The sequence below is a fragment of the Mucilaginibacter sp. 22184 genome (assembly GCF_052045695.1).
Lineage (GTDB): Bacteria > Bacteroidota > Bacteroidia > Sphingobacteriales > Sphingobacteriaceae > Mucilaginibacter.
On sequence record NZ_JBQEPI010000003.1, the window covers coordinates 393817 to 417101 of the forward strand.

Consider the following 23285-nt stretch of genomic DNA (forward strand, 5'->3'; position numbering starts at 1 on the left):
ATAGAAACGGCTCTTACCATTATCGATACCTAATTACTAAGTTTGCATAGATAAAAAGATTTATAACATTAATGAAACAATTCTTCAAATTCGTTCTGGCCACCATTGTTGGTGTAATAGTCTCCAGTATCGTCATCGTTATCATAGTAGCTGCTATCATAGGTGGTCTTATCGCTTCTGCTGGCAGTGATAAAACAGTAGATGTTGAACCCAATTCGGTGTTACATATGGCATTTACCGCACCGATAACAGAGCGTACCCCCAATAACCCACTGGCTGGCTTAGGAATTTTAGGATTAGATAAGGATAAATCAACCGGACTTAATGACATACTGGCCAACATAAAAAAGGCAAAAACCGATAGCAATATCAAAGGCATCTATCTGGACGAAAGCTATATGGTATCGGGCCAGGCTACTACCGAAGAGATCCGCAACGCGCTCATCGATTTTAAAAAGTCGGGCAAATTCATTGTCGCTTACTCAGAAATATATACGCAAGGCTTTTACTACCTGGCATCCGTGGCCGATAAGGTTTATATGAACCCCAAAGGCATATTTGAGCTCAAGGGCTTTAATTCTGAAGTTACTTTTTTAAAAGGCGCGCTTGATAAACTGGGCATCGAAGTGCAGATTATTAAAGTAGGCACCTTCAAAAGTGCTGTGGAACCTCTGTTTCTAACTAAGATGAGCGATGCCAACCGGCTGCAGGTTACCTCTTATCTGGGGTCGTTATATGATCATTTTTTAACCGGCATCAGCAAAAGCAGGGGTATCAATAAGGATTCTTTGTTTAATTACGCCAACAACGGCCTGGTACAATTACCAGAGGATGCTGTTAAATTAAAGCTGATTGACGGATTAAAATACAAAGACGAGATACTGAATGATTTGAAAGTACGCACCGGCACCCCAAATAAAAACGACCTGAACAGCGTTGAACTGGCCGACTATACCAAGAGCAGCTCTGATAAAGATAATAAAGATGATGCCGCTTCTTCTAAAAACCGTATAGCGGTTGTTTATGCCTCGGGCGAAATTTCGGGCGGCGAAGGTGATGATAACACTATCGGATCCGAAAGGATATCAAAAGCCTTGCGTAAAGTAAGGCTTGATGATAAGGTAAAAGCAGTGGTGCTTCGTGTAAACTCTCCCGGGGGTAGTTCACTGGCTTCGGATGTTATCTGGCGCGAGGTAATGCTCACCAAAAAAGTAAAACCCATCATTGTTTCGATGGGCGATGTGGCGGCCTCCGGCGGTTACTATATTTCCTGCGCGGCCGATTCTATCATAGCACAACCCAATACCATTACAGGCTCTATAGGTATTTTTGCCATTTTGCCCAACATGCAAAAACTTTTTAACGATAAGCTGGGTGTTACCTTTGATGGTGTAAAAACCGGAAAATATGCCGACCTGGGTAATATTGGCCGCCCCCTAACTCCCGAAGAAAGGCTGATATTACAAAATAATGTGAACCGGGGTTATGATGATTTTACCAAAGCAGTTGCCGAAGGTCGACACAAAACCCAGGAATATATTAACAGCATAGGCCAGGGCCGGGTATGGACAGGCGAACAAGCATTAAAAAATGGCCTGGTTGATCGTTTAGGCAATATCAATGATGCTATAGCATCAGCCGCCAAAAAAGCCAACATTAAAAACTACAACCTGGTAGCCTACCCCGAGCAAAAAAGTTTCCTGAACCAGCTCAGCGGCGATGTAACCGCCGAGGCACGCTGCCGGATATTACAATCGGAACTGGGTGATAATTACAAAGTTTACGAACAAATAAAAAGCGTTACCCAAATGATGCGCACCCCACAGGCACGCATGCCTTATAGCATCGAAATAAAATAAGTTTTCCAGTTTATATTTTAATCAAAGCTGCTTGTATGGGCAGCTTTTTTTATTCATAACTGCGTTAAACCCTCCTATTTATTATTAGTCGTATATTTTATAAATACCACAATATATTGATGAAGAAACAGTTTTAAAAACAACTATCTATCACAAATGAAAAAACCTTACCTACCTTTAAACAAGACCCTTTTTACCGTTGCCGTTTTACTACTCATCTCTTTTGCTATGTCATGCAAAAAAGAATCCACGCCAAAAAATCCGGAGACGCCCACAGACAAAATCACAGCTACTTATTCTGTCAGAAAAACAGATAGTACTTTATTTGATAACGATGATATTATTATTAATACCGTTGGCGACAGTGTTAAAATAACTTTACCCGCCACCACCGATGTTACTAAACTGATACCTGACATTAAAGCCGATGGTGCTATCATTACTCCTAAAAGCGGTGTGCGGCAAGATTTTTCTAAACCGGTTACTTTTACGGTTACAAAAGGCAGTATCACTAAAACCTACATCTTCTCGGTACGTTTAGATAAGTTAAAGAATGTTGTTTATTTTGGCGGCGAGGATAATAACTTCTACGCCCTGAATGCCAAAAAAGGCACAGTGCTTTGGAAATACGCTTCGCCGGGCAATTTCTCTTATTCAACGCCAACATTGGTAAACGGTACCATATATACTACCAATGTTGACCATAACCTATATGCGCTGAACCCGCTTTCCGGTGCTGTAAAATGGAAATTTGCAACCGGAAGCACTACCATTTCAAGCCCGGTAGTTGCCAATGGTACGGTGTATTTTGGCAGCGACGATCATTATGTATACGCGGTTGATGCCGTTTCGGGAAATTTGAAATGGAAATACCTCACCAGCCAAAATGTCGACTCAAGTCCGGTTGCCGAAAATGGTATCGTTTATATAGGCAGCGCCGATGGCTATCTTTATGCATTTGATGGTGCCACAGGGAGCATTAAATGGATGTATTACACCGGCAGCCTGATAGTTGAATCGAGCCCGGTCATATCCAATGGTGTTGTATTTGTTGGCGCCAGGAATGGAAATCTATACGCGGTAAACACCGCTAATGGCCAGTTAAAATGGAGTTTCAGTACCGGAGGAATATCGATGGAACACTCAAGACCAATAATCAATAACGGCGTTGTTTACGTAGCAAGCTGGTATGATATTGATAACGATAAGAAACCAGGCAGTCTTTACGCCATCAAAGAAAGTGATGGAAGCCAGATCTGGAAAGGTCTTAATGATCAGGGCTTCACATCGGGCCCAACATATGCTAATGGCAAATTATTTATTAATAGCGATGATGGAAACGTATATGCTGTTGATGCTGCCACAGGAGGTGCTATCTGGAAAAAACAGATCTACGCCAATGGGGCCATACCTACTGTTGCCAACGGAAACGTATTTCCGGGTGGCGGCGGCGGTCGTTTCTTTTATGCACTGGATGCCAATACAGGAAACGAAAGCTGGAAATTTCCGTTGGCAAACAGCATAACAACATCAAAACCATTAATAATTGACGAAAACGGAACTATCGCCGGCTATTAAGGCATTGATAGTTTTCAAAACTTTTCTTATCCAGTTTATATTTTAATTTCAAGCTGCTTGTATGGGCAGCTTTTTTTATTTTTAGCATAAAGAGTAAAAAGATGAAATTCCCATTAGATTTTTACACCTCATATTCCCAGTTTTATATTTATGATAAAGATTCAGAAGGGGCTACCGCTTCTGATACATTTTGGACTAACGATGCCTTTAATGACAGGTTAGCGATTGAAACAGGCGTACTTGGCGTTGGAACTGAATGCTATGGCCCGGTTAAAGCAGAACTGGAAATTTTAAACACGAGCGTAAATATTACAGATCCGGATAGCTATGATCATATTGTGGAAGCAGGTATCGAGGTCAAATCTGGTACTATTCAAATTATTAATTGCCCCGATTGGACGGTACAATTGGAGGTTGAAGTTGATCCAGGTTTTTACAGGGCGAGGATTTATTCTTCAAACCTTGCATCGGTAGAGGGTGATGAAGGAGAAGATTTTTACCGGATAGAAATTTGGCCGGATAAAAATATGACAAAAAAGGTTTTGAAAATATACACCCCATATAATTATAACTGACCGCAAACCAGGTTTCTATTTCAGGTACGGGTAGATATCTCCACTAATAATTCGTATCTTTGTATATACAACAGCCCGGTTTTTCTCCTCAAAAAGAAAAACCGGGCTGTTTAGTTAAAGAGAAATACAGAACAAAAATCAGCTCTTTGGCATATAGTTATTTGACAGTTAGCAAATTAATACTTTTTAAAGTTTTAAAAACACGGTAAAAACCACGTTAAAATTTGTTAAAAAGTGTTAAAATGAGGGTTTTAAAATATTTTTGAGCCGTTTTTAGCCCCTTTTTGAGCAAAAAAGTGTTAAAATTTAAGGTTTAAAAAGTATTGGTTCATTAGTTCAGCGGTTCATTAGTTCAGCGGTATTTTGCGGCGAGTAGCTATGGAATAAACCACTAATAAACAAATGAACTAATGAACCAGTGAACCAATATTTCCAATGGCTTTTTGTATTTTTACCATCTCAATTCTATTATGGAAAATAAACCCATAGCCCGTACGCTTCGCTTACTATCGCAACTCATGGAACTGCATGAGGGCAATCCTTTTAAAATAAAATCGGTAGCCAATGCTGCTTTTAAAGTTGATAAACTACCCTTCCCTATTGCCGGTAAAACGCTGGAGCAATTGGAAAAAGTGGATGGTATAGGTAAAAGCATCGCATCTAAGATCGTTGAACTGTTTGAAACCGGTACCATTGCCGAAATGCGGGAATTACTGGATAATACACCAGCTGGCGTGGTTGAAATGATGGGGATCAAAGGTATCGGCCCCAAAAAAGTAGCCATTATTTGGAAAGACCTGGGCATTGAAAATACGGGTGAATTGTTCTACGCCTGCAACGAGAACCGCCTTATTGAAGCCAAAGGCTTTGGCCTTAAAACCCAGGAAGAAATACGCAAGGCTATCGAATTCAGGATGGCCAGCAACGGCAAGTTCTTGTTTGCCCAGGTAGAGCAGGAAGCCAATGAGCTAATGGACGAAATAAAAGCCATTTTCCCCGATGCGCTGAAACATTTTGCCGGGGAATTTCGCCGGTTAAGTGAGATTATCACCGAAATCGTGATAGTTGTAGGGAGCATAAACCAGGAAGTTGCCTATAATGCTTTGTTAGAATCAAAGATCCTGAATAACGTTTCATTGAATGAAAACCATATAGCAGGCGAACTTCAAAATGGCTTACTGGTTGATATTGTTTGCGTTGATAAAGCCGATTATTTTAAAGAATTGTTCATCAACACGGGTACAGACGACCATGTTCAGGCCGTATTAGAACGTATTAATGTGCCCCTGGAACAACCTGAAACCGAGGAACTCATTTACACCAAAGCTGGCTTAGCCTGGATACAGCCCGAGCTGCGGGAGGGTACTACCTTTATTGAAAAGGCCGAGAAAAATGAGCTGCCTACGTTGATCATTACACATGATCTGAAAGGCAGTCTGCACAATCACAGTACCTGGAGCGACGGTGTAAACACAGTAGAAGAAATGGCGCTTTATTGCCGCGATAACCTAAAACTGGAATACCTGGGCATGTGCGATCATAGTAAAAGCGCGTTTTATGCAAAAGGCCTGAGTATTGAGCGTGTTTTGCAACAACAGGAAGAGATCGATCATTTGAATAAAAAGCTTAATGGTTTCCATATATTTAAAGGTATCGAATCGGATATTTTGTATGATGGTTCACTTGATTATCCAGACGAAATACTTCAAAAGTTTGATTTCATAGTGGCATCCGTGCATTCCATACTTAAAATGGATGAGGAAAAAGCCACTTCAAGACTGATAACAGCTATTGAAAATCCGTATACAACAATACTCGGTCACCCTACCGGCCGCTTATTATTAAGCCGTGGTGGATATCCTATCAACTATAAAAAAGTAATCGATGCCTGTGCGGCTAACAATGTGGTGATCGAAATTAATGCCAACCCGCTAAGGCTCGACCTCGACTGGCGCTGGCACCAATATGCCTTGGAAAAAGGCGTTTGGCTGTCCATCAACCCCGATGCCCATCGTGTGGATGGTTTCCTGGATATGCGTTTTGGTGTTTTAGCCGCACGCAAAGGTGGTTTGTATAAAGAAATGTGCCTCAACGCCTTATCATTACCAGAGATCACCAAGGTATTTGAGAAAAAGAGAGCGGCGGGGAACAAGTGAAAAATCAAAAGTTAAAAGTCAAAAACTCACTACTGGCAACTCACCACTCACTAATGCACTAATTAAATGAAGATACTGGTGATCCGCTTTAGCTCTATGGGGGATATTATTTATACTACCCCGGTTGTGCGCTGTCTCAAAAAGCAGATTCCTGATGCGGAGATCCATTTTTTGACCAAACCGGCTTTCCAGTACATTTATGATAATAACCCTTATGTAGATAAACTTCTGCTGCTAAAACATACATTATCAGCAACTATTGATGAAATAAAAGCTGAACGATATGATTATATCATTGATCTTCACAATAATCTGCGTACTGCTATTATCAAATTACGCACTGGTGTCAGGTCGTCAACCTATAAAAAACAGCCCCTAAAAAAATGGCTTAGCCTTAAATTTAAACTCAAGCTGATACCCCCTACTCATTTGGTGGATCGCTATCTCAAAGCGGTTAAATTCTTAGGCGTGGTTAATGACGGACAACCTATTGACTACTATATTAAGGCCGATCATCAGTTAAATAGTTTACTACCACCGTCGCATCAGGCCGGATATGTGGCATTTGTAATTGGCGCAACACATTTCACCAAACGTATGCCCAATGATAAGATCATCAGCATTTGCGGGCAACTGAGCCAACCAGTAGTATTATTAGGAGGTAATGATGTAAAAGCTAATGGCGAGATTATAACAGGCGCAATTGGCCCTAAAGTTTATAATGCCTGTGGTATTACCTCGCTTGATGAGTCCGTTTTCCTGGTATCTGAGGCTAAAAGCATCATTGGTTTTGATACCGGACTTACCCATATTGCCGAGGCTTTTAACAAACCCATCGTATCTGTTTGGGGAGGTACTGTTCCCGATCTTCTGGGTGTACAACCCTATATGGTTAAGGATGTACTGGTAGCTGGTATTGAGTTACCCTGCCGCCCATGTTCTAAATTCGGCCTGGAAAAATGTCCCCTGGGTCATTTCAAATGCATGAATGATATGCCCGAAGATGATATCATTCAATTTTCAAATAAATAATAAACACCTATTAATCAAATACTTAAAACAGCACCCGAAAGATAAAATGTTTTGGTGATTGATTAATTTATTTACATTTGTTGGTAATTATTAATCTTATCACAGTTTTATGAAAAAACTCCTACTTTCTCTGCTCTTCGCGGGTACATCTCTCGTAACCTTTGCCCAGTTACCAACATTCGGCATTAAAGGTGGTGCTAATTTTGCTAAATTCCATGCAAGCATTGATGGTATAAGTGGTTCAGGAAGCTCCGGTTCTTTAACTACTTTTAATGTTGGCGCTTTTGTCGATTTTAAATTTGGCAATTTATCCCTTCAGCCGGCCTTAAACTTTACTGGTAAAGGTGGTTCATCAAGTACAGCTATTGATGACGAAAGCGTGTCATCGGGTAAAGTGCGACTTTATTATTTACAGGTGCCTGTAAACCTTGTTTATCATGTACCGGCAGTTGTTGGCGACTTTTACTTTGGCGCAGGCCCTTATCTTGCTATGGGTATTTCGGGTAAAGCTAAGGATGACCAGGGCAATTCCGGGGACATTAAATTCGGCAGCGGCGAGGATGACCTCAAAAGAACCGATGCCGGTGTAAACGCTATTGTTGGCTTTAAATTTAAAACCGGCTTCCTGATCAATGCTAACTATGATTGGGGTTTAACCAATGTTACCAATTTAAGCGGTGTTAAACTTACAAACCGCGTATTTGGTGTTTCGATAGGCTACGCATTTTAAGCCGGTCTATCCAAAAACTGACAAAAAAGAGGGTTTATTCAGACCCTCTTTTTTATTTACAATATCAAAAACTTATTAAAGATTAGCTGTTATCTTTATATATAGACCTATACTGAAACCATGAAAAAACTAATTTTAATTCGCCATGCCAAGGCAACTCATGAAAGCGGTTATGCTGATTTTGATCGCCCACTAAAACAATCCGGAATGCAGGATGCCTTATTAATGGCCGACGTTTTAAAAGATAGAAACATTGTTCCGGAAATAGTAGTAACCAGTCCGGCCCTACGCACTTTAACTACGGCGCAAATATTTACTGAGCATTTGCAATTGCCTCCATCCCAAACCGATACAAAAATATACGAGGCGAGTGAACGTACTCTGGTAAACGTAGTCAATAATCTGCCTAATGAGCATGGCTACATAGGCTTAGTTGGCCATAACCCAGGTATAAGCCAGTTATTACATTATCTGACAGGCCAGCTACGGGATGTACCTACCTGCGCTGTCGCTTTGATCAGCTTTGATAATGATGACTGGCGCTCCATCAGCAGCGAAGACGGACATCTGTCGTTCTATGATTCGCCGAAGGGGTAGTTTAAGGAAAAAAGCTAACTTACTTTATAAGTTTTACCAGGCAAGGATTGGATATAGCCCTGCATTTCCATATTCAATAAATTCATCGCTAACATACTCATGGGCATATTGGCTTTTATGGTAAGATCATCAATGGCCAATGGTGATTGGTGTTGTTGCAAAATGTCAAATATCAAGCGTTCATCTCTCGAAAGATCAATGGGTAAAACAAACTGATCAGCGGGTTTGGCTTTATCAGCTTTTTCCCAACCCAAACTAAAGGCCAGATCAGCCATGCAGGTTAATAAAGCCGCTTTATTATTACGTATCAGGAAGTTACACCCCTCAGAATATTTATCATCCAGGCGTCCGGGGAAAGCAAATACATCCCGGTTATAGGAGTTAGCAATTTCGGCGGTTATCAATGCCCCTCCTTTTATACCAGCTTCTATCACCACGGTGGCGTCGGCAATACCCGCTACGATGCGGTTGCGTTGCGGAAAATTCTCCCTGTCGGGTATAGTCCCTGATGGATATTCGCTAAGCAAACCACCATTCTCCAGCATTTTATCGGCTGTCGCCCGGTTTTGACTGGGGTAAAGTCTGTCGAGCCCGTGCCCTAAAACACCAACTGTGGGTATGTTATTTTTCAGGCATTCTTTGTGGGCAGCTACATCAATGCCTAATGCTAAACCACTTACTATTAAAACATTATATTGTTGTAATTCCTCTATTAGCTGTTTACATAGCAACCGCCCATAATCAGTAGCATTACGGGTACCTACAATACTTATCACATACTGCGGATTTAGGTCCATATTGCCCTTTGCATATAATAATATAGGCGAATCGCCACAGTTTTTTAGTCGTTTCGGATACCTGCTATCGGTATAAAATATGGGTTCTATATTGTGTTTCTCAATATATAGCAACTCCTTTTCTGCTTGTTTAAGTGCGATATCAAAATCCCATTGGGCAACTTTTTTATCGCCGATACCGGGTATCCTGGTCATTTTCCTTGCGGAGGATCTGAATACCTCCTGCTCATTGCCTAAATAAGCGATCAAGGATTTGGCCGATACCGGCCCCAGGTTTTTCACTAATGATAAAGCGATTCTGTGTAATAATGACATATGAATAGGTTGCAAATTCCGGTTCTAAAACGATTAGATTCTCTTTTGAGGTCCGTCATTCAATTTACACCTAAAGTATAAAAATAATCCTAAAAAAATTAGCATAAATAAAAAACTATAAAAATAGTTTGCAAACTATAAAAATAGTTTATACCTTTATTTAACCCAACTATAAAAATAGTTTACCATGAATTTAAAAGAACTAACCAAGGCCGAAGAACAAGTAATGCAGATACTTTGGCAACTTAAAGAAGCGATTGTGAAAGATATTATTGAGCAAATGCCTGATCCCAAACCCGCTTATAATACGGTATCAACGGTGGTAAGGGTGTTGGAGGGAAAGGGTTTTATTGACCATAAAGCCTACGGTAACTCACATGTTTATTACCCCCTTATCACCGAAGATCAATACAAAAAGTTCACATTTGATAAGATGATGAAGAACTACTTCAGCAATTCATACCAAAGCCTGGTATCATTTATTGTTGATGAAAAAAAGCTGGGTTTAAAAGAGCTTGACGAATTAACTTCCCTGATTGATCAACTTAAAAACCAAAAATCATGAATTGGCTGCATTATCTGCTCGAAGCAAACATCTACCTTGCTGTATTTTATGCAGGGTACTGCATATTTCTGAATAAAGAAACCTATTATACACTAAACAGGATTTATCTGTTACTAAGTTGTATTATATCTTTTGTCTTGCCATTAATTCAAATAGGTAGGCTAAAGCCAGTAGAGCAAGGGTCAGTTAGCGCGGTTTATATTGTACCAAGTGGATTAAAACCAACTATAAATCAAGTATCAAGCTTTTCAGTTACTTTCCAGGATCTAATGATTTATGCCTATTGCCTTGGCGTTATTGTATTGATAACAATACTCATCTTCAAATTATATAAACTGGCGCAAATGACCCGAACAGCTAATAAAATAGCCGACGACAAGTATAAAATTGTGCCTATTGAGGATTCCAATACTGCATTTTCCTTTTTTAATTACCTGTTTATTGGTTCAAAAATGAAAGGCACCGACATCATTATCAGGCATGAAATGGTGCATATCCGTCAAAAACATACGCTGGATGTGCTGTTTCTGGAGTTCATCAAGATCATTAATTGGTTCAATCCTTTTGTTTACCTGCTTCAAAATAGCCTAAAAACGGTACATGAATACATCGCGGATGAACAAACCGCGGCTTTTGAAAGTGATACTCTTTCCTATTCTTCGTTCCTGGTAAATAATGCCTATGGCCTAAATGGCTCGTCAGTTACACATTCATTTTTCAATTATAATCTACTAAAAAAGAGGATCATTATGTTAAACCAAAAACGTTCGGGGAATTTAGCCAGGCTAAAATACCTCGTAGCAGTGCCCATCTGTACGGCGGCCCTTTGCGCCTCCACGCTGGGTTTCAGCAAAACTTATGCACTGGTTGATCTGGCACCACAGCGCTATGCTGTCGACTCATCGGCCATGGTAAAGCAATCAAAAATGCAGTATCTACCGCCGCCTATCATGGTAAAAAATGGATACGATGATCTTTTTGCTCACTTGAATAAGACTGAAAAGTACCCTAAAGCAGAGCTAAAAAACAAACAACCAGGCTTGGTTATCGTAGCATTTAATGTAGGTTCAGACCATAAAATATCCAACACACGTATCGTAAAAAGTACCGGCAACGCTTTTAGCGAAGTGGTACTAGCGTCATTCAAATCATTTAACGGTTCAGTTACCGACAAAGCCGGTGAACACAAATTTGCCATCAGCTTTTTTACCGATTATTATGCCCAAGCACCTAAATATGAAGCCGATATACAAAAATCAGGCGTCGAAATTAATACCTTCGTGATAGGGGCCCTTGGATACACCGTTCCGCCTCCCCCACCACCTGCCCCTCGATTAGGTAAAACGCCTCCGGCGGTAAAAAAACCTACTTATATAATAGATAAAAAAACACCGCCACCACCACCTGCTGCGCCTACAAAACCGGCTAAAATGGTGGATGCCAAACTTATGCCGCCACCACCGCCGCCACAAAGCCCATTTGATAGTCTGTATAAATACATCGCAAGACATGTAAGATATCCGAAAGTTGCGCATGATAATCGGATAGGAGGTCGCGTTATACTCGCAGTTACTATTAACAATGGAAAAATAGACGATGTAAAACTTGCAAGGTCGCTAACCAATGAAACTGATGCAGAAGTTATAAGAGTGCTTAAAAATTATGATGGCCCATTAGGTATAAAATCTGGATATTATAGTTTGCCTGTTGCATTTACGCTTCTTGATGAGCATGACAACCAAGTAGCGCACGCACCTGAAAACTATACGCTAAAAAACAAAGATGACTATGTTGACAAAGACCACTCGCCAAAATCATCTATGAATCAAATTGTTGTAACTGGCTATGTAACTACAAAACAATAAGCCAGCCCAGGTATATTGCACCCTTTAAACAAATTGCTGAACGGCTAAAACCGCTTCGGCATTTTTCCATGTAAAGGCATTATAGTCCTATCCCTTCACATAGATAACCTGTTTGGTTTCAAAAAACTCTTCGGTAAAATAGTCTTTAAGATGATATTGTTGCACTTTCAGGCCCGACTCCTTGATTTCCTGCAGCAGGTCACCACCTTTTAGATACAGGATTCCGTTAGGCAAAGTATTTTTTGAGTCTTTATTGAATTTACCCCTCACCCAGGGATAAAAATCTTTAAGTTGAGTAACCGCACGAGATACTACAAAATCAAACCTTTCATTCAGTTGCTCGGCCCGCAGATGCGACGCTTTCACATTGCTTAAACCCAAAGCTTTAGCTACCTCTTGTACTACTTTTATCTTTTTACCAATAGAATCAACCAAATGGAACCGGGTTCCGGGAAATAAAATAGCTAGCGGGATACCTGGGAAACCGCCTCCTGTGCCTACATCCAATACATTTTCACCCGGTAAAAAGGACATTATTTTAGCTATTCCGAGCGAGTGCAATACGTGGCGCTCATACAAAAGGTCGATATCTTTACGTGATATCACATTGATCTGGCTATTCCATAGGTTATACAACTCCGGCAATTGTTCAATTTGAGAGCATTGTCTATCGGTCAGTTCCGGAAAATATTTGAATACGATATCAGATGTCATCCCTGTTAAAACGATTAATAATGTTACCCAGTAAATACCTGGCTCTAAACAATTGTGCTTTAACTGTCCCCAGCGGCAGATCGAGTTGCTGTGCTATTTCCTCATATGATAACTCATCAAAATAACGCAGAGTGATCAGATTTCTGTAACGATGCGGTAAGCTTTCGATTAATAATTTAAGCTCCTGCGTTTGTTGTTTTTTGATCGATGTTTCCTCGGGATTCAACACATCAGCTTTTATTTGCAACGGTTTTTCATCCCCATCATCGTCTGTCATCCCGTGGATAGACTGGGTATTCAGTTTCTTTTTACGGATAAAATCGATACAGTTATTGGTAGCCACCCTAAATAACCAGGTACTAAAGGCATAATCGGGTTGGTATTTATCCAATTTTTCAAAAGCTTTGGCAAAGGTTTCAACAGTAAGATCCATAGCATCTTCCTTATTGTTAACCATTTTTAAAACCATAAAATAAATAGAGTCCTTGTACCGGTGCATCAAATCGGCATAGGCCTTTTGATCGCCTTCGCGAGCCCTAACTACCAGGTGAAAATCATTCTTCGCGTTATCGGTAAAGTTGGCGTTTATTTCCATTGGGTTGTTTTTAAAAATGTCCCGATCAGCCCAAAAACATTTAAATACATATAATATATAATATCAAAAAATGGCAAATACCATATCAAATCTTTGCCATCAAGCTTTTTAAATATCTTACTATATATAACAAGCTGCAATATCAGCCTGAAACCAAACAAACCTAGTGCCAGTAGAGGTTCATATTTAAGAACAAAAGATATTATAAGTAAAATATAAAACAGAAATCCACTCATAGCATCAAAACTGAGCATTCGCCTGTGTTTGTTTTTGTACAATTTACCTACTCCCATGTGTCGTTTTTTTTGCCTGTACCAGGAGGTTAAAGTTGTTTTCGCGCTGGTATAAGTAAACGCATCGGGGTGTATCTCAATAATCGTATTATCGGCCGTAGCATGCTGATTTACAAACAGGTCATCATCTCCGGAGATCACATGCATGTGCGAAGCAAAGCCTTTTTGACTAAAAAACAAGGTTTTAGTATAGCCCAAATTACGCCCAATGCCCATATACGGATCTCCGTTGAGTGCTCCTGATAAATAGTTTATTGCAGTTTTAATAGTCTCAAAACGCACAAACGGATTTAAGAAATTACGGGTTTTATAATAAGGAGAGTACCCTAACACGATTTGAGCCTTGGTGCTAAAATTAACCGCCATCCGTGTTATCCAGTTTTCAGAGGCGGGTTTGCAATCGGCATCTGTAAACAGCATATATTCATTTTTGGCGGCTTTTATTCCCAAAGTAAGAGCAAATTTTTTCCCGGTTTTAAAGCGATCGTGCTCGGTTATGGTTACCACTTTTAAATGTGGATACTCCCGCTGCATATCATCCAAAACATCATTTGATGAATCATAAGAGCAATCATTGATCACCACTACCTCAAAATCCGGATAGTTTTGCTTGAGTATAAAAGGCAGGTTTTCCTGCAGATTTTTGGCTTCATTTCGTGCGCTTATAATTACCGAAACAGGTATCAATACCTCGGGTAACTTATCCGCTGGTTTATATCGTGAAAGGCGGCTATGGTTACTTATCAGGTAATACAGCTGAACGATAAAACACAGCTGAAAAAGAATGAAGAGGGCGTTGTGAATATAAGTTTCCAATCAGTTTTAATATCAGGCAAATTTGTTAAAAATCGCCGGAATAAAAGTGGTCAACATAGGTTTATTTCGTGATTATTACACACACTCGCCTGTTTTTTTCCACACTGGGGCGGAGTAACGATAAAGGAACAAAGATTAAGGATTATAAACGATGAAAAAAGATAATACACATGAAACGTAAACCTGTCAAATTTTTATCTTTTGTTTGTTAATCCTTGCCTCTTTATCCTTTCGTCCTTTATCCGCTTTATTTGTTAATTTTGCAACCTCAAAATGAAATTTAATTTAACAGCACACGATTCGCTTTCGAAAGCGCGCGCAGGTGAAATTACCACCGACCACGGCACCATACAAACCCCTATATTTATGCCTGTTGGTACTGCCGGCACAGTAAAGGCAGTGCATCAGCACGAACTTAAAAATGACATAGAGGCTCAGATTATTTTAGGCAATACCTATCATTTATACCTCAGACCGGGCCTTAATACGCTTGAACAGGCAGGAGGATTGCATAAATTTAATGGCTGGGACGGACCCATTTTAACCGACAGCGGTGGTTATCAGGTATATTCTTTAACCGAAGTACGTAAAATTAAGGAGGAAGGTGTTACGTTTCGTTCGCACATTGATGGTTCAAAACACCTGTTCACACCAGAAAATGTGATGGATATTCAGCGGATTATAGGTGCTGATATCATCATGGCTTTTGATGAATGCACCCCCTATCCCTGCGATTATAATTATGCCAGGCGATCTATCGACATGACCCACCGCTGGCTAAAACGTTGCTGCGACCGCTTTGATAATACGGAGCCTAAATACGGCTATAGCCAAACACTTTTCCCTATAGTACAAGGATCTGTTTATAAAGATTTGCGCGTAAAATCGGCAGAAGTTATTGCTTCTTTTGAACGTGAGGGCAATGCTATAGGCGGACTTTCGGTAGGCGAGCCAGCCGAAGAAATGTATGCCATGACAGAAATTGTGTGTAATATATTACCAGAGCAAAAACCACGTTATCTAATGGGTGTAGGTACACCTGTTAATATATTGGAAAATATAGCCTTAGGAATTGATATGTTTGATTGCGTTATGCCTACCCGTAACGCCCGAAATGGCATGCTTTTTACTAAAAATGGTATCATTAATATCAAAAACGAGAAGTGGAAAAATGATTTTTCGGCTATTGAAAGTGATAGTGATCTCTTTGCTGATAAGAATTACACCAAAGCCTATTTACGCCATTTAATACATTCGGGCGAGATGCTTGGAGCGCAGATCGCTACCTTGCATAACCTCCATTTTTACCTTTGGCTGGTTAAAGAAGCACGTAAAAAGATCATATCCGGCGAGTTTTATAACTGGAAAAATAGCATGGTTAAGCAACTTGGCCAACGATTATAGCCGTTCACCAGTTCATCGGTTCATTTGTTTATTAGTCTTAACCACATTAATAACAGCTCACATGAAACCAATGAACCAATGAGCCAATGAACTAATAAACAAAAAATGAAGGCATTTATTCACCGGCATCTGAAAGTTATTGACAGGTTTATTATGGGTAAATACCTGGGCACTTTTGTGTTTACCATGGGTATTTTCGCAGCGGTATCTGTTGTGTTTGATGTGTCTGAAAAGTTGGATAATTTTACCAATAAACATGCGTCGCTACACGATATCATATTCCAGTACTATGCCGGATTCGTGCCCTTTTACCTGAATATGCTATCGCCTTTGATTAATTTTTTAGCCGTAATTTTCTTTACTGCTAAGATGGCAAATCAAACAGAGATTGTACCTATTTTGAGTGGTAAGGCTAGTTTTAACCGCTTTTTAAGGCCATATTTTATAGCCTCCACCATTATATTTGTGGTATCCTTTTTTGCCAATGTATACCTCATTCCGTATACCAATCACCTAAAAAACGACTTTGAGAACGCCAATGGCATAACCGATAACGACCCTACCAAAATTGAGGTACATATGCAGATAGATAAGCACACCTTTGTTTATCTGCAAAACTACGACCCCACCGTACATACTGGCTATCAGTTTATTATGGAGAAGTTTAACGGCGATACGCTTCGCGAAAAATTGATTGCCAACCAGGTTACTTATGATTCGGTTAAAAGAATCTGGTCATTAAAAAACTTCTCAGTTAAATACATAAATGGCTTAAAAGAGCAATTTTTTAATAACGTTCCGCAAAAAGATACAGTGCTTGATATGCACCCTACCGACTTTGTTGTATATGATAATGTATACGCGGCCATGTCTTTAAAAGACCTGAATAAGAATATAGATAAAGAAAAACTACGCCGGCCAGAGGTGCTAAACAACCTTTACTACGAAAAATACCACCGGTTTATATACCCTTTATCTGCCTACGTTTTAACCGTTGTGGGCGTAGCTTTGTCGTCACGTAAGGTGCGGGGCGGTGTTGGTTTACCCTTGGGAATTGGCATTATACTCTGTTTTACCTACATTATTGTAGAGCGTTTTGCTATTGTATTTTCTATAAAAGGTGGCGTTCCGCCCATCTTTACGGTCTTTATTCCTAATACTACATTTGGTTTGCTCGGCTATTATTTACTCCTAAAAGCGCCTAAATAGTGGTTACAAAAAGCAACAAAGAAAGCCTCAACAAGAACCTGCTCATACTCCATTTTACTGTTTTTATCTGGGGATTTACCGGCATTTTGGGTAATTTGATAACCATTTCTGCTGTACAATTGGTTTGGTATAGGGTGCTTATTGCTGTTATTTCGTTGTTTTTATACTTCAATTTTAGCAAAACAACCATCAGGGTTGATCGAAAAACGTTCCTGAAAATGGCATCAACAGGTGCTTTAGTGGGCGGTCATTGGGTGCTTTTTTTCGCGTCGATCAAATTATCTACGGTTCCGGTGACGCTGGTTTGCCTCTCCAGCATCACTTTATTTACGGCCATATTTGAGCCTCTATTGAATAAAACAAAGATCTCCAAACTAGAGATCCTGGCTGGATTACTGATCATAACAGGCATCGTTTTGATATTTAAATTTGAATCACATTACACTAAGGGTATCATAACGGGCCTCGCAAGCGCGGTTTGCGCAAGCCTTTTTTCGATCATTAATTCCAAATTCATAAAAAAACACGAAGCCCCGATCATTGCTTTTCATGAGCTAACCGGAGCTTTTTTTTGGATATCGATATACCTTTTATTGACTGGCGGATTCAACCAATCGCTCATTTTAAAACCTAAAGACATTGGCTATCTGATACTGCTTGGCACCATCTGCACCTCACTTGCCTACGTTGCCGGGGTATCTGTCATGCGCGAACTTTCGGCATTCAAAGTAGCCCTCATCACCAACCTCGAACCCGTTTATGGCATCCTGATGTCTTTCATTTTTTTTGGTGACATGAACAAAATGACACTTGGTTTTTGGGCCGGTGCGGTCATTATTTTGTCCACAATATTCCTATATCCAGTGGCTCAAAAGCAAATCGCCAAACGAAAAGCAAGATCTTAATTTTTTCTTTTTCACTCCCTGAGACAACATCCTTCCTGTCAATTGCCAGGTTATTTATCCCCCTATACTGTCCTCTGCATCGCGACAAAATCGTCCTCAATTCCTTCTGTTTTTGAGACAGACCTACCCCGATAGGGGATAGAAATCCCACAATTCTAAAGGCCATTTTTAAGCCCTGTAAGGCATTATTATTTTTTAACGGGTTTAGCACCGTTTAAACATCACCTCACACAACAGGCGCAAAATTCATTTTTTAGTTAGTGTACCAAATAAAAATCATAGCAATTACATGAAGTTTTTATCTTGTCCACTTTTTAGCTTTTAATTTTATCATTAAATTTTAAAAATAAAGATTAAGTAGATTTTATAATAATTTAATAATGAAATATTTATATAGTTTACCAAAAGTAAAAATTAAACAAAATTGAGCTAACTAAAACATCAAAAAACTAAAAATGTTAGTAATTAAAATTACAACCCTTAAATACAGTATACATATATTTCATATTCAGATAAATATAAAGTACTATATAAATAAATACTAAACATAATGAATTCAGAACGGGTATCTAATGATAGTGTTATGAACCTTAAAATACAGGATGAAATAAAACAGGCACATCCCTCCCACTTGTATACAAAAAACTAAATCCCATGAAATTTTTCGGACTCTCGGCTGAGCAGCGATGGTTGATTTTCGACCCAGGACTTGATAATATAAGAGGCAGAAAAAGCCAAAAAACAGAAGAACCATAACTCATGGAATGAGGCCTCCATTTGGCGATCATGAATTTCTTAAAATTGAAGTTTTCGCCCGTTCACTTTTTTTTACCAGGATTAAAATTTGGCCCCATCAAAAATCCATTTCAATCCTTCACGAAAATTAAAAATCACTTTTCCAGGAACCCTACTTTTAATCATCCGCTCCCGCCATGTTTTTCAGTTTTTACAAAGCACTAAATGAAATTGATTTTTAATAAAGATTTAAAAACCGGATATTGTATAAACTGTTAAATCAACTTATCATGAGTATTAAAACAATCACCATAATAGTCGTCACCATTTTGCTTACAGCAGCATTGGCGCAAAACACAGACAAGGTTCCGTTCGCTTTTTTATTCGCGAATTTTTATGTTTCCAAATTAATGATGATGGCGGTAGTAGCTGTCGTGGCTTTTATTTTAGGCTGGCTTGTCGGCCGACCAAAAAAAGCAAAATTTGATATCGGAGCCTATCATGACAATATCCATAAGAAAGACGATCCCAATACACTAAGCGACGAGGACAGAGAGTACATCAGCTAACATCCACCTAACAACCATGGAAAAAAAAATCGGCTTTATCGGCCTTGGTAACATCGGCATGCCCATAGCCCAAAATCTTATCCAGTCGGGTTATCACTTACAGGTTTATAATCGTACCCATTCAAAAACAGATGAGCTCGATCCTGACTACGTCACCAAATGCCAAACGCCTGCCGATGCATCCGAAGGTGCCCACATCGTGATCACCGTAGTTTCAGATGACGAAGTACTGAAAGAAATAACTTTGAGCACGCGGGGCATCCTGGAGAAGTTACCCGAGCATGCTCTCCATATTTCCATGAGTACTGTCTCGCCCGAAACCTCAGAGCAGCTTGCCCAGCTTCATGAGGAGGCGGGCAGCCACTACCTGGCAGCTCCCGTTTTTGGCCGGACTGAAGCAGCCGCTGCCCGCAAACTCTGGATCTGTGTATCGGGCGATCAGCATTCCAAGGATACGGCCAGGCCCGTACTGGATTGCCTTGGTCAGGGTGTGATAGATTTCGGAGAATCTGCAGGCGGAGCAAACGTGGTAAAAATTGCGGGCAACTTTATGATCATGGCCTCGATGGAGATGATGGCAGAGGCATATACCCTTGCCGAGAAGAACGGACTAGACAGGGAGCAGGTGGCCAACTTTTTTGGATCGACGCTATTCAACGTTCCCATTTTTCAAAACTATGGCCGGGTCATCGCCAACAAGCAATATGAGCCGGTAGGTTTCAAGTCGAAATTAGGCTATAAGGACGCGCGTCTGGCATTTAAACTATCCCAGGCAAGCCAGACACCCATGCCGATTGTAAACACCTTACACAGCCGCTTATTAAGCGCCATGGCAAAAGGCTGGAGCGAGACTGACTGGGCAGAGGCTGTTGGACGCGGCGTGAGCGAAGATGCGGGAGTGTGATTTTTTATTTCGGATTTGGGATGTTCGATTTCGGATTTGAAAATTTTACTATCGTTAAACTTATACGCTCTAAATCCGAAATCGAACATCCCAAATTCGAAATTCAACTACACATCATAAAACACTTCATTATCTGCTTCCAGATGCTGCAGATCGGGCGTTTGCTCAAATATACCAAACACCGAGGCACCGCTCCCGCTCATGCTGGCGTATATAGCACCAGCTTCGTACAAGGCCGCTTTTACGCCCCGTATCTCTGCGTGGTTTTTGAAAATTGATAGCTCGAAATCATTTTTGATATATCTTTTCCATTCGGTGATGGGCTGCTCTGCAATCAGATCAAACAGTGATTCTTTTACCAGCGCAGGTTTTACCCCCCGGTAAGCTTCGGCGGTTGATATGTGAACATCCGGCATGACCAGGGCAATTTTATATTTGGACAGATCCAATTTGATCGATTCAAACTCGTCGCCCTTCTCAAAGGCGAACACCGGTTTATTCTCGATAAAGAAAGCACAGTCGGCGCCAAGCTTGCGGGCATATCCCGTCATTTCCTCCACAGACAGCCCAAGTTCAAATTGCTGGTTCATCAGCCTGATAAAATAAGCGGCATCAGCCGAGCCTCCACCCAGACCAGCCCCTATCGGGATACTTTTATGCAGGTGGATACTCACCGGCGGTAGGTTGTGATCATTTTTCAAAAGATGATACCCCTTGATGCAAAGATTATCTTCGGCCCTGCCCGGGATATCCAAACCAGAGGATTCAAAGCTCAATTGATCACTCTCTACAACTTCAAGCGCATCTTTGATGTTGATAGGATAAAAAATGGTTTCCAGATTATGATAGCCGTCGGGCCGGCGTTCGGTAATGTTAAGGCCAATGTTTATTTTTGCGTTGGGAAAAAGGATCATAGAAAAAAAGACTAACACCGCGTGTATTTTTGCACATCGGTTAGGATGTCAAAATTAGATTATTTTTCTTTGCCTTTTAAAATTGTTCATTAGTTCACTGGTTCATGAGTTGATTAAGTTCTTCTAACTTAATCAACCCAATCCAACCACTCACCTAATCAACAAGTAACTTAATCAACCTACAAAAATGAAACAGTATCTCGATTTGATGAGCCATGTGATGGAAACCGGAGCGCAGAAGCATGACAGGACAGGAACCGGTACGGTAAGTGTGTTTGGCTACCAGATGCGTTTCAACCTTAAGGATGGTTTCCCGATGGTGACCACCAAAAAACTGCACCTCAAATCTATCATCCATGAACTGATCTGGTTTTTGAGCGGTGATACCAATATCAGCTACCTTAAACAAAACGGCGTACGCATCTGGGATGAGTGGGCCGACGCCGAAGGCAATCTCGGACCGGTGTACGGATACCAATGGCGTTCGTGGCCAAAACCAGATGGAGGTCACATTGACCAGATAACCCAGGTGGTAAACCAAATTAAAAACAATCCCGATTCGCGCCGTATGATCGTATCGGCATGGAACGTGGCCGACGTTAATCAGATGGCCTTACCGCCTTGTCATAGTTTGTTTCAGTTTTACGTGGAGCCCCCCAACCAGGACAAGGGCGAAACAAAAGGCAAACTTTCATGCCAATTGTATCAGCGCAGTGCCGATATATTTTTGGGTGTACCATTTAACATCGCATCCTATGCATTGCTCACGATGATGATGGCACAGGTTTGCGATCTGGATTATGGCGACTTCATTCATACCTTTGGCGATGCTCACCTGTACAATAACCACATGGATCAGGCCCGCCTGCAGTTGAGCCGTGAACCTCGTCCCCTGCCAACCATGAAGATCAATCCTGAAGTGAAAGACATCTTCGCCTTTAAGTTTGAAGATTTCGCTTTAGAGAATTATGATCCGTGGCCGCACATCAAGGCTGAGGTGGCAGTGTAGATTAGGGCACTGCTTGCCGTTACTTTAAAAATTTGTAAATTTGACTATGACTTCGGTTCAAATAAAAAACGAGATACAAAAGGTACTTGACCAGGTACCTGAAACTGTATTGCAGGATATTTTAGATTTTGTAAAAGAATTACAAACACAATCACCCGAACAAATCAAGCTTGCTAATAATTTAAGAAAAATCCTTTCTGAAGATAAAGGCTTATTGCAAAGACTTGCTCAATGATCGACATTCAAACAACCCTTTTAATCCACAATATTTTAATTGAAAAGTTTGGAGGCGTTAAAGGAATAAGAGACCAGGGGGGATTAGAGGCTGCTATAGCTCGCCCCAATGCAACCTTTGACGGACAGGATCTGTACCCGGAAGCCATCGACAAAGCTGCTGCTATTTTTGAAAGCATTATCATCAATCATCCTTTTCTTGATGGCAACAAAAGAACTGCTTATGCTTTACTCAGGCTAACACTTCTTGAATTTGAAATTGATCTCACTGCCACTGAAGATGAAAAGTATGATATGACAATATCAGCAAGTAAAGGAGAATTAAATTTCGACGGTATAAAATTATGGCTGACTGAAAAAGTTAAGAAAATAAATTAAGCTGCCAAGGCTAATGAACTACTGAACTAATAACACTAATGAACCAATGACTACATCCATCATAGTTGCCACAGCCAAAAACCACGCTATAGGCAAAGACAATAAATTACTTTGGTATTTGCCCAACGATCTGAAACATTTTAAAGATGTCACCACCGGGCATACCGTGATCATGGGGCGTAAAACCTATGAGTCTGTTGGCAAGCCATTACCCAAACGCCGTAACATAGTAGTAACCCAGCAGTCCATCACTATTGAAGGCTGTGAAGTTGCAGGCTCTATAGAAGATGCCCTGGAGCTTTGCGCCGGCGAGGATGAGGTATTTATTGTTGGTGGCGCCCAAATTTACCGGCAAGCTATTCCGCTTACCGATCGTATCTATTTAACCGTGATCGATCAGGATTTTGATGGGGATACTTTTTTCCCGGAGCTGGATCCGCAGGAATGGAAAGAGACAGAACGGGAAAACTTTGAGCCCGACGAAAAAAACAAGTACAGCTACTCCTTCATCACGCTGGAACGCGGCTAACATTTTTT

General features: G+C 40.5%; 23 protein-coding genes. 18 read left to right on the forward strand and 5 right to left on the reverse strand.

Going from position 1 to position 23285, the window contains the following annotated elements; genetic code table 11:
• The first annotated feature begins 71 nt into the window (after positions 1-71).
• The 7 genes from sppA to ACTJKG_RS09185 all read left to right on the forward strand — a co-directional run bounded on the left by sppA (position 72) and on the right by ACTJKG_RS09185 (position 8527).
• Positions 72-1859: a signal peptide peptidase SppA gene (gene sppA, locus ACTJKG_RS09155; RefSeq protein WP_172335133.1), complete on the forward strand. Its 1788-nt coding sequence runs from the start codon at positions 72-74 to the stop codon at positions 1857-1859.
• 156 nt (positions 1860-2015) lie between these two features.
• Positions 2016-3437 carry an outer membrane protein assembly factor BamB family protein gene (locus ACTJKG_RS09160; RefSeq protein WP_172335134.1) on the forward strand — a complete coding sequence of 474 codons (1422 nt, stop codon included), beginning with the start codon at positions 2016-2018 and terminating at the stop codon, positions 3435-3437.
• Positions 3438-3538: 101 nt separating this feature from the next.
• A complete protein-coding gene (locus ACTJKG_RS09165; protein WP_172335135.1) occupies positions 3539-4012 on the forward strand; it encodes a hypothetical protein in 474 nt (157 codons plus the stop codon).
• Between the two features lie 470 nt (positions 4013-4482).
• Positions 4483-6168: a DNA polymerase/3'-5' exonuclease PolX gene (locus tag ACTJKG_RS09170; protein ID WP_172335136.1), complete on the forward strand. Its 1686-nt coding sequence runs from the start codon at positions 4483-4485 to the stop codon at positions 6166-6168.
• Between the two features lie 66 nt (positions 6169-6234).
• The gene (locus ACTJKG_RS09175) at positions 6235-7200 is read left to right on the forward strand and encodes a glycosyltransferase family 9 protein (protein WP_172335137.1); all 966 of its coding nucleotides are present in this window, start codon (positions 6235-6237) and stop codon (positions 7198-7200) included.
• A 109-nt stretch (positions 7201-7309) separates the two neighbouring features.
• Complete coding sequence (locus ACTJKG_RS09180; protein WP_440739009.1) at positions 7310-7930, forward strand: porin family protein; 621 nt, start codon at positions 7310-7312, stop codon at positions 7928-7930.
• Between the two features lie 120 nt (positions 7931-8050).
• A complete protein-coding gene (locus tag ACTJKG_RS09185) occupies positions 8051-8527 on the forward strand; it encodes a SixA phosphatase family protein (protein ID WP_172335139.1) in 477 nt (158 codons plus the stop codon).
• Between the two features lie 14 nt (positions 8528-8541).
• Here ACTJKG_RS09185 and dprA read toward each other — a convergent pair whose 3' ends face one another.
• A complete protein-coding gene (gene dprA, locus ACTJKG_RS09190) occupies positions 8542-9639 on the reverse strand; it encodes a DNA-processing protein DprA (RefSeq protein WP_172335140.1) in 1098 nt (365 codons plus the stop codon).
• Between the two features lie 187 nt (positions 9640-9826).
• Here dprA and ACTJKG_RS09195 point away from each other — a divergent pair, with 187 nt between their 5' ends.
• Entirely contained in the window at positions 9827-10204 is a 378-nt protein-coding gene (locus tag ACTJKG_RS09195) for a BlaI/MecI/CopY family transcriptional regulator (RefSeq protein ID WP_172335141.1), read from the forward strand.
• 344 nt (positions 10205-10548) lie between these two features.
• A complete protein-coding gene (locus tag ACTJKG_RS09200) occupies positions 10549-12069 on the forward strand; it encodes an energy transducer TonB (RefSeq protein ID WP_440739010.1) in 1521 nt (506 codons plus the stop codon).
• Between the two features lie 87 nt (positions 12070-12156).
• On the opposite strand, the gene rsmG is transcribed toward ACTJKG_RS09200, so the two are convergent.
• From rsmG to ACTJKG_RS09215, 3 genes are read right to left on the reverse strand one after another with little or no spacing between them, the layout of a single operon-like run.
• Positions 12157-12783, reverse strand: a complete 627-nt coding sequence (gene rsmG, locus ACTJKG_RS09205) for a 16S rRNA (guanine(527)-N(7))-methyltransferase RsmG (RefSeq protein WP_172335143.1) — start codon at positions 12781-12783, stop codon at positions 12157-12159.
• Complete coding sequence (locus ACTJKG_RS09210; RefSeq protein WP_076375015.1) at positions 12773-13378, reverse strand: RNA polymerase sigma factor; 606 nt, start codon at positions 13376-13378, stop codon at positions 12773-12775. Before ACTJKG_RS09210 ends, rsmG begins: the two co-directional genes overlap by 11 nt.
• On the reverse strand, positions 13369-14487 hold the full coding sequence (locus tag ACTJKG_RS09215; protein ID WP_172335144.1) for a glycosyltransferase: 1119 nt from the start codon (positions 14485-14487) through the stop codon (positions 13369-13371). Before ACTJKG_RS09215 ends, ACTJKG_RS09210 begins: the two co-directional genes overlap by 10 nt.
• A gap of 273 nt (positions 14488-14760) precedes the next feature.
• Between ACTJKG_RS09215 and tgt the strand changes: the two genes are divergently transcribed.
• From tgt to ACTJKG_RS09240, 5 genes are all read left to right on the forward strand, one after another.
• Positions 14761-15891, forward strand: coding sequence for a tRNA guanosine(34) transglycosylase Tgt (gene tgt, locus ACTJKG_RS09220; protein WP_440739011.1), 1131 nt, complete (start codon positions 14761-14763; stop codon positions 15889-15891).
• A 105-nt stretch (positions 15892-15996) separates the two neighbouring features.
• Positions 15997-17100, forward strand: coding sequence for an LptF/LptG family permease (locus tag ACTJKG_RS09225; protein WP_440739012.1), 1104 nt, complete (start codon positions 15997-15999; stop codon positions 17098-17100).
• Entirely contained in the window at positions 17097-18005 is a 909-nt protein-coding gene (locus tag ACTJKG_RS09230) for a DMT family transporter (protein WP_440739107.1), read from the forward strand. Before ACTJKG_RS09225 ends, ACTJKG_RS09230 begins: the two co-directional genes overlap by 4 nt.
• Positions 18006-19030: 1025 nt before the next feature.
• Complete coding sequence (locus tag ACTJKG_RS09235) at positions 19031-19309, forward strand: hypothetical protein (RefSeq protein ID WP_440739013.1); 279 nt, start codon at positions 19031-19033, stop codon at positions 19307-19309.
• A 16-nt stretch (positions 19310-19325) separates the two neighbouring features.
• Positions 19326-20213, forward strand: coding sequence for an NAD(P)-dependent oxidoreductase (locus tag ACTJKG_RS09240; protein WP_172335149.1), 888 nt, complete (start codon positions 19326-19328; stop codon positions 20211-20213).
• A gap of 107 nt (positions 20214-20320) precedes the next feature.
• Here the strand turns inward: ACTJKG_RS09240 and ispE are convergent, their stop codons facing one another.
• Positions 20321-21127, reverse strand: a complete 807-nt coding sequence (ispE, locus tag ACTJKG_RS09245) for a 4-(cytidine 5'-diphospho)-2-C-methyl-D-erythritol kinase (RefSeq protein WP_440739014.1) — start codon at positions 21125-21127, stop codon at positions 20321-20323.
• Positions 21128-21314: 187 nt separating this feature from the next.
• Between ispE and ACTJKG_RS09250 the strand changes: the two genes are divergently transcribed.
• From ACTJKG_RS09250 to ACTJKG_RS09265, 4 genes are read left to right on the forward strand one after another with little or no spacing between them, the layout of a single operon-like run.
• The gene (locus tag ACTJKG_RS09250; protein WP_440739015.1) at positions 21315-22136 is read left to right on the forward strand and encodes a thymidylate synthase; all 822 of its coding nucleotides are present in this window, start codon (positions 21315-21317) and stop codon (positions 22134-22136) included.
• Between the two features lie 46 nt (positions 22137-22182).
• Complete coding sequence (locus ACTJKG_RS09255) at positions 22183-22371, forward strand: hypothetical protein (protein ID WP_166093936.1); 189 nt, start codon at positions 22183-22185, stop codon at positions 22369-22371.
• Positions 22368-22748, forward strand: a complete 381-nt coding sequence (locus tag ACTJKG_RS09260; RefSeq protein WP_172335152.1) for a type II toxin-antitoxin system death-on-curing family toxin — start codon at positions 22368-22370, stop codon at positions 22746-22748. The genes ACTJKG_RS09255 and ACTJKG_RS09260 overlap by 4 nt, the downstream gene beginning before the upstream one ends.
• Positions 22749-22794: 46 nt before the next feature.
• Positions 22795-23277 carry a dihydrofolate reductase gene (locus ACTJKG_RS09265; RefSeq protein WP_172335153.1) on the forward strand — a complete coding sequence of 161 codons (483 nt, stop codon included), beginning with the start codon at positions 22795-22797 and terminating at the stop codon, positions 23275-23277.
• The last annotated feature ends 8 nt before the right edge of the window (positions 23278-23285 follow it).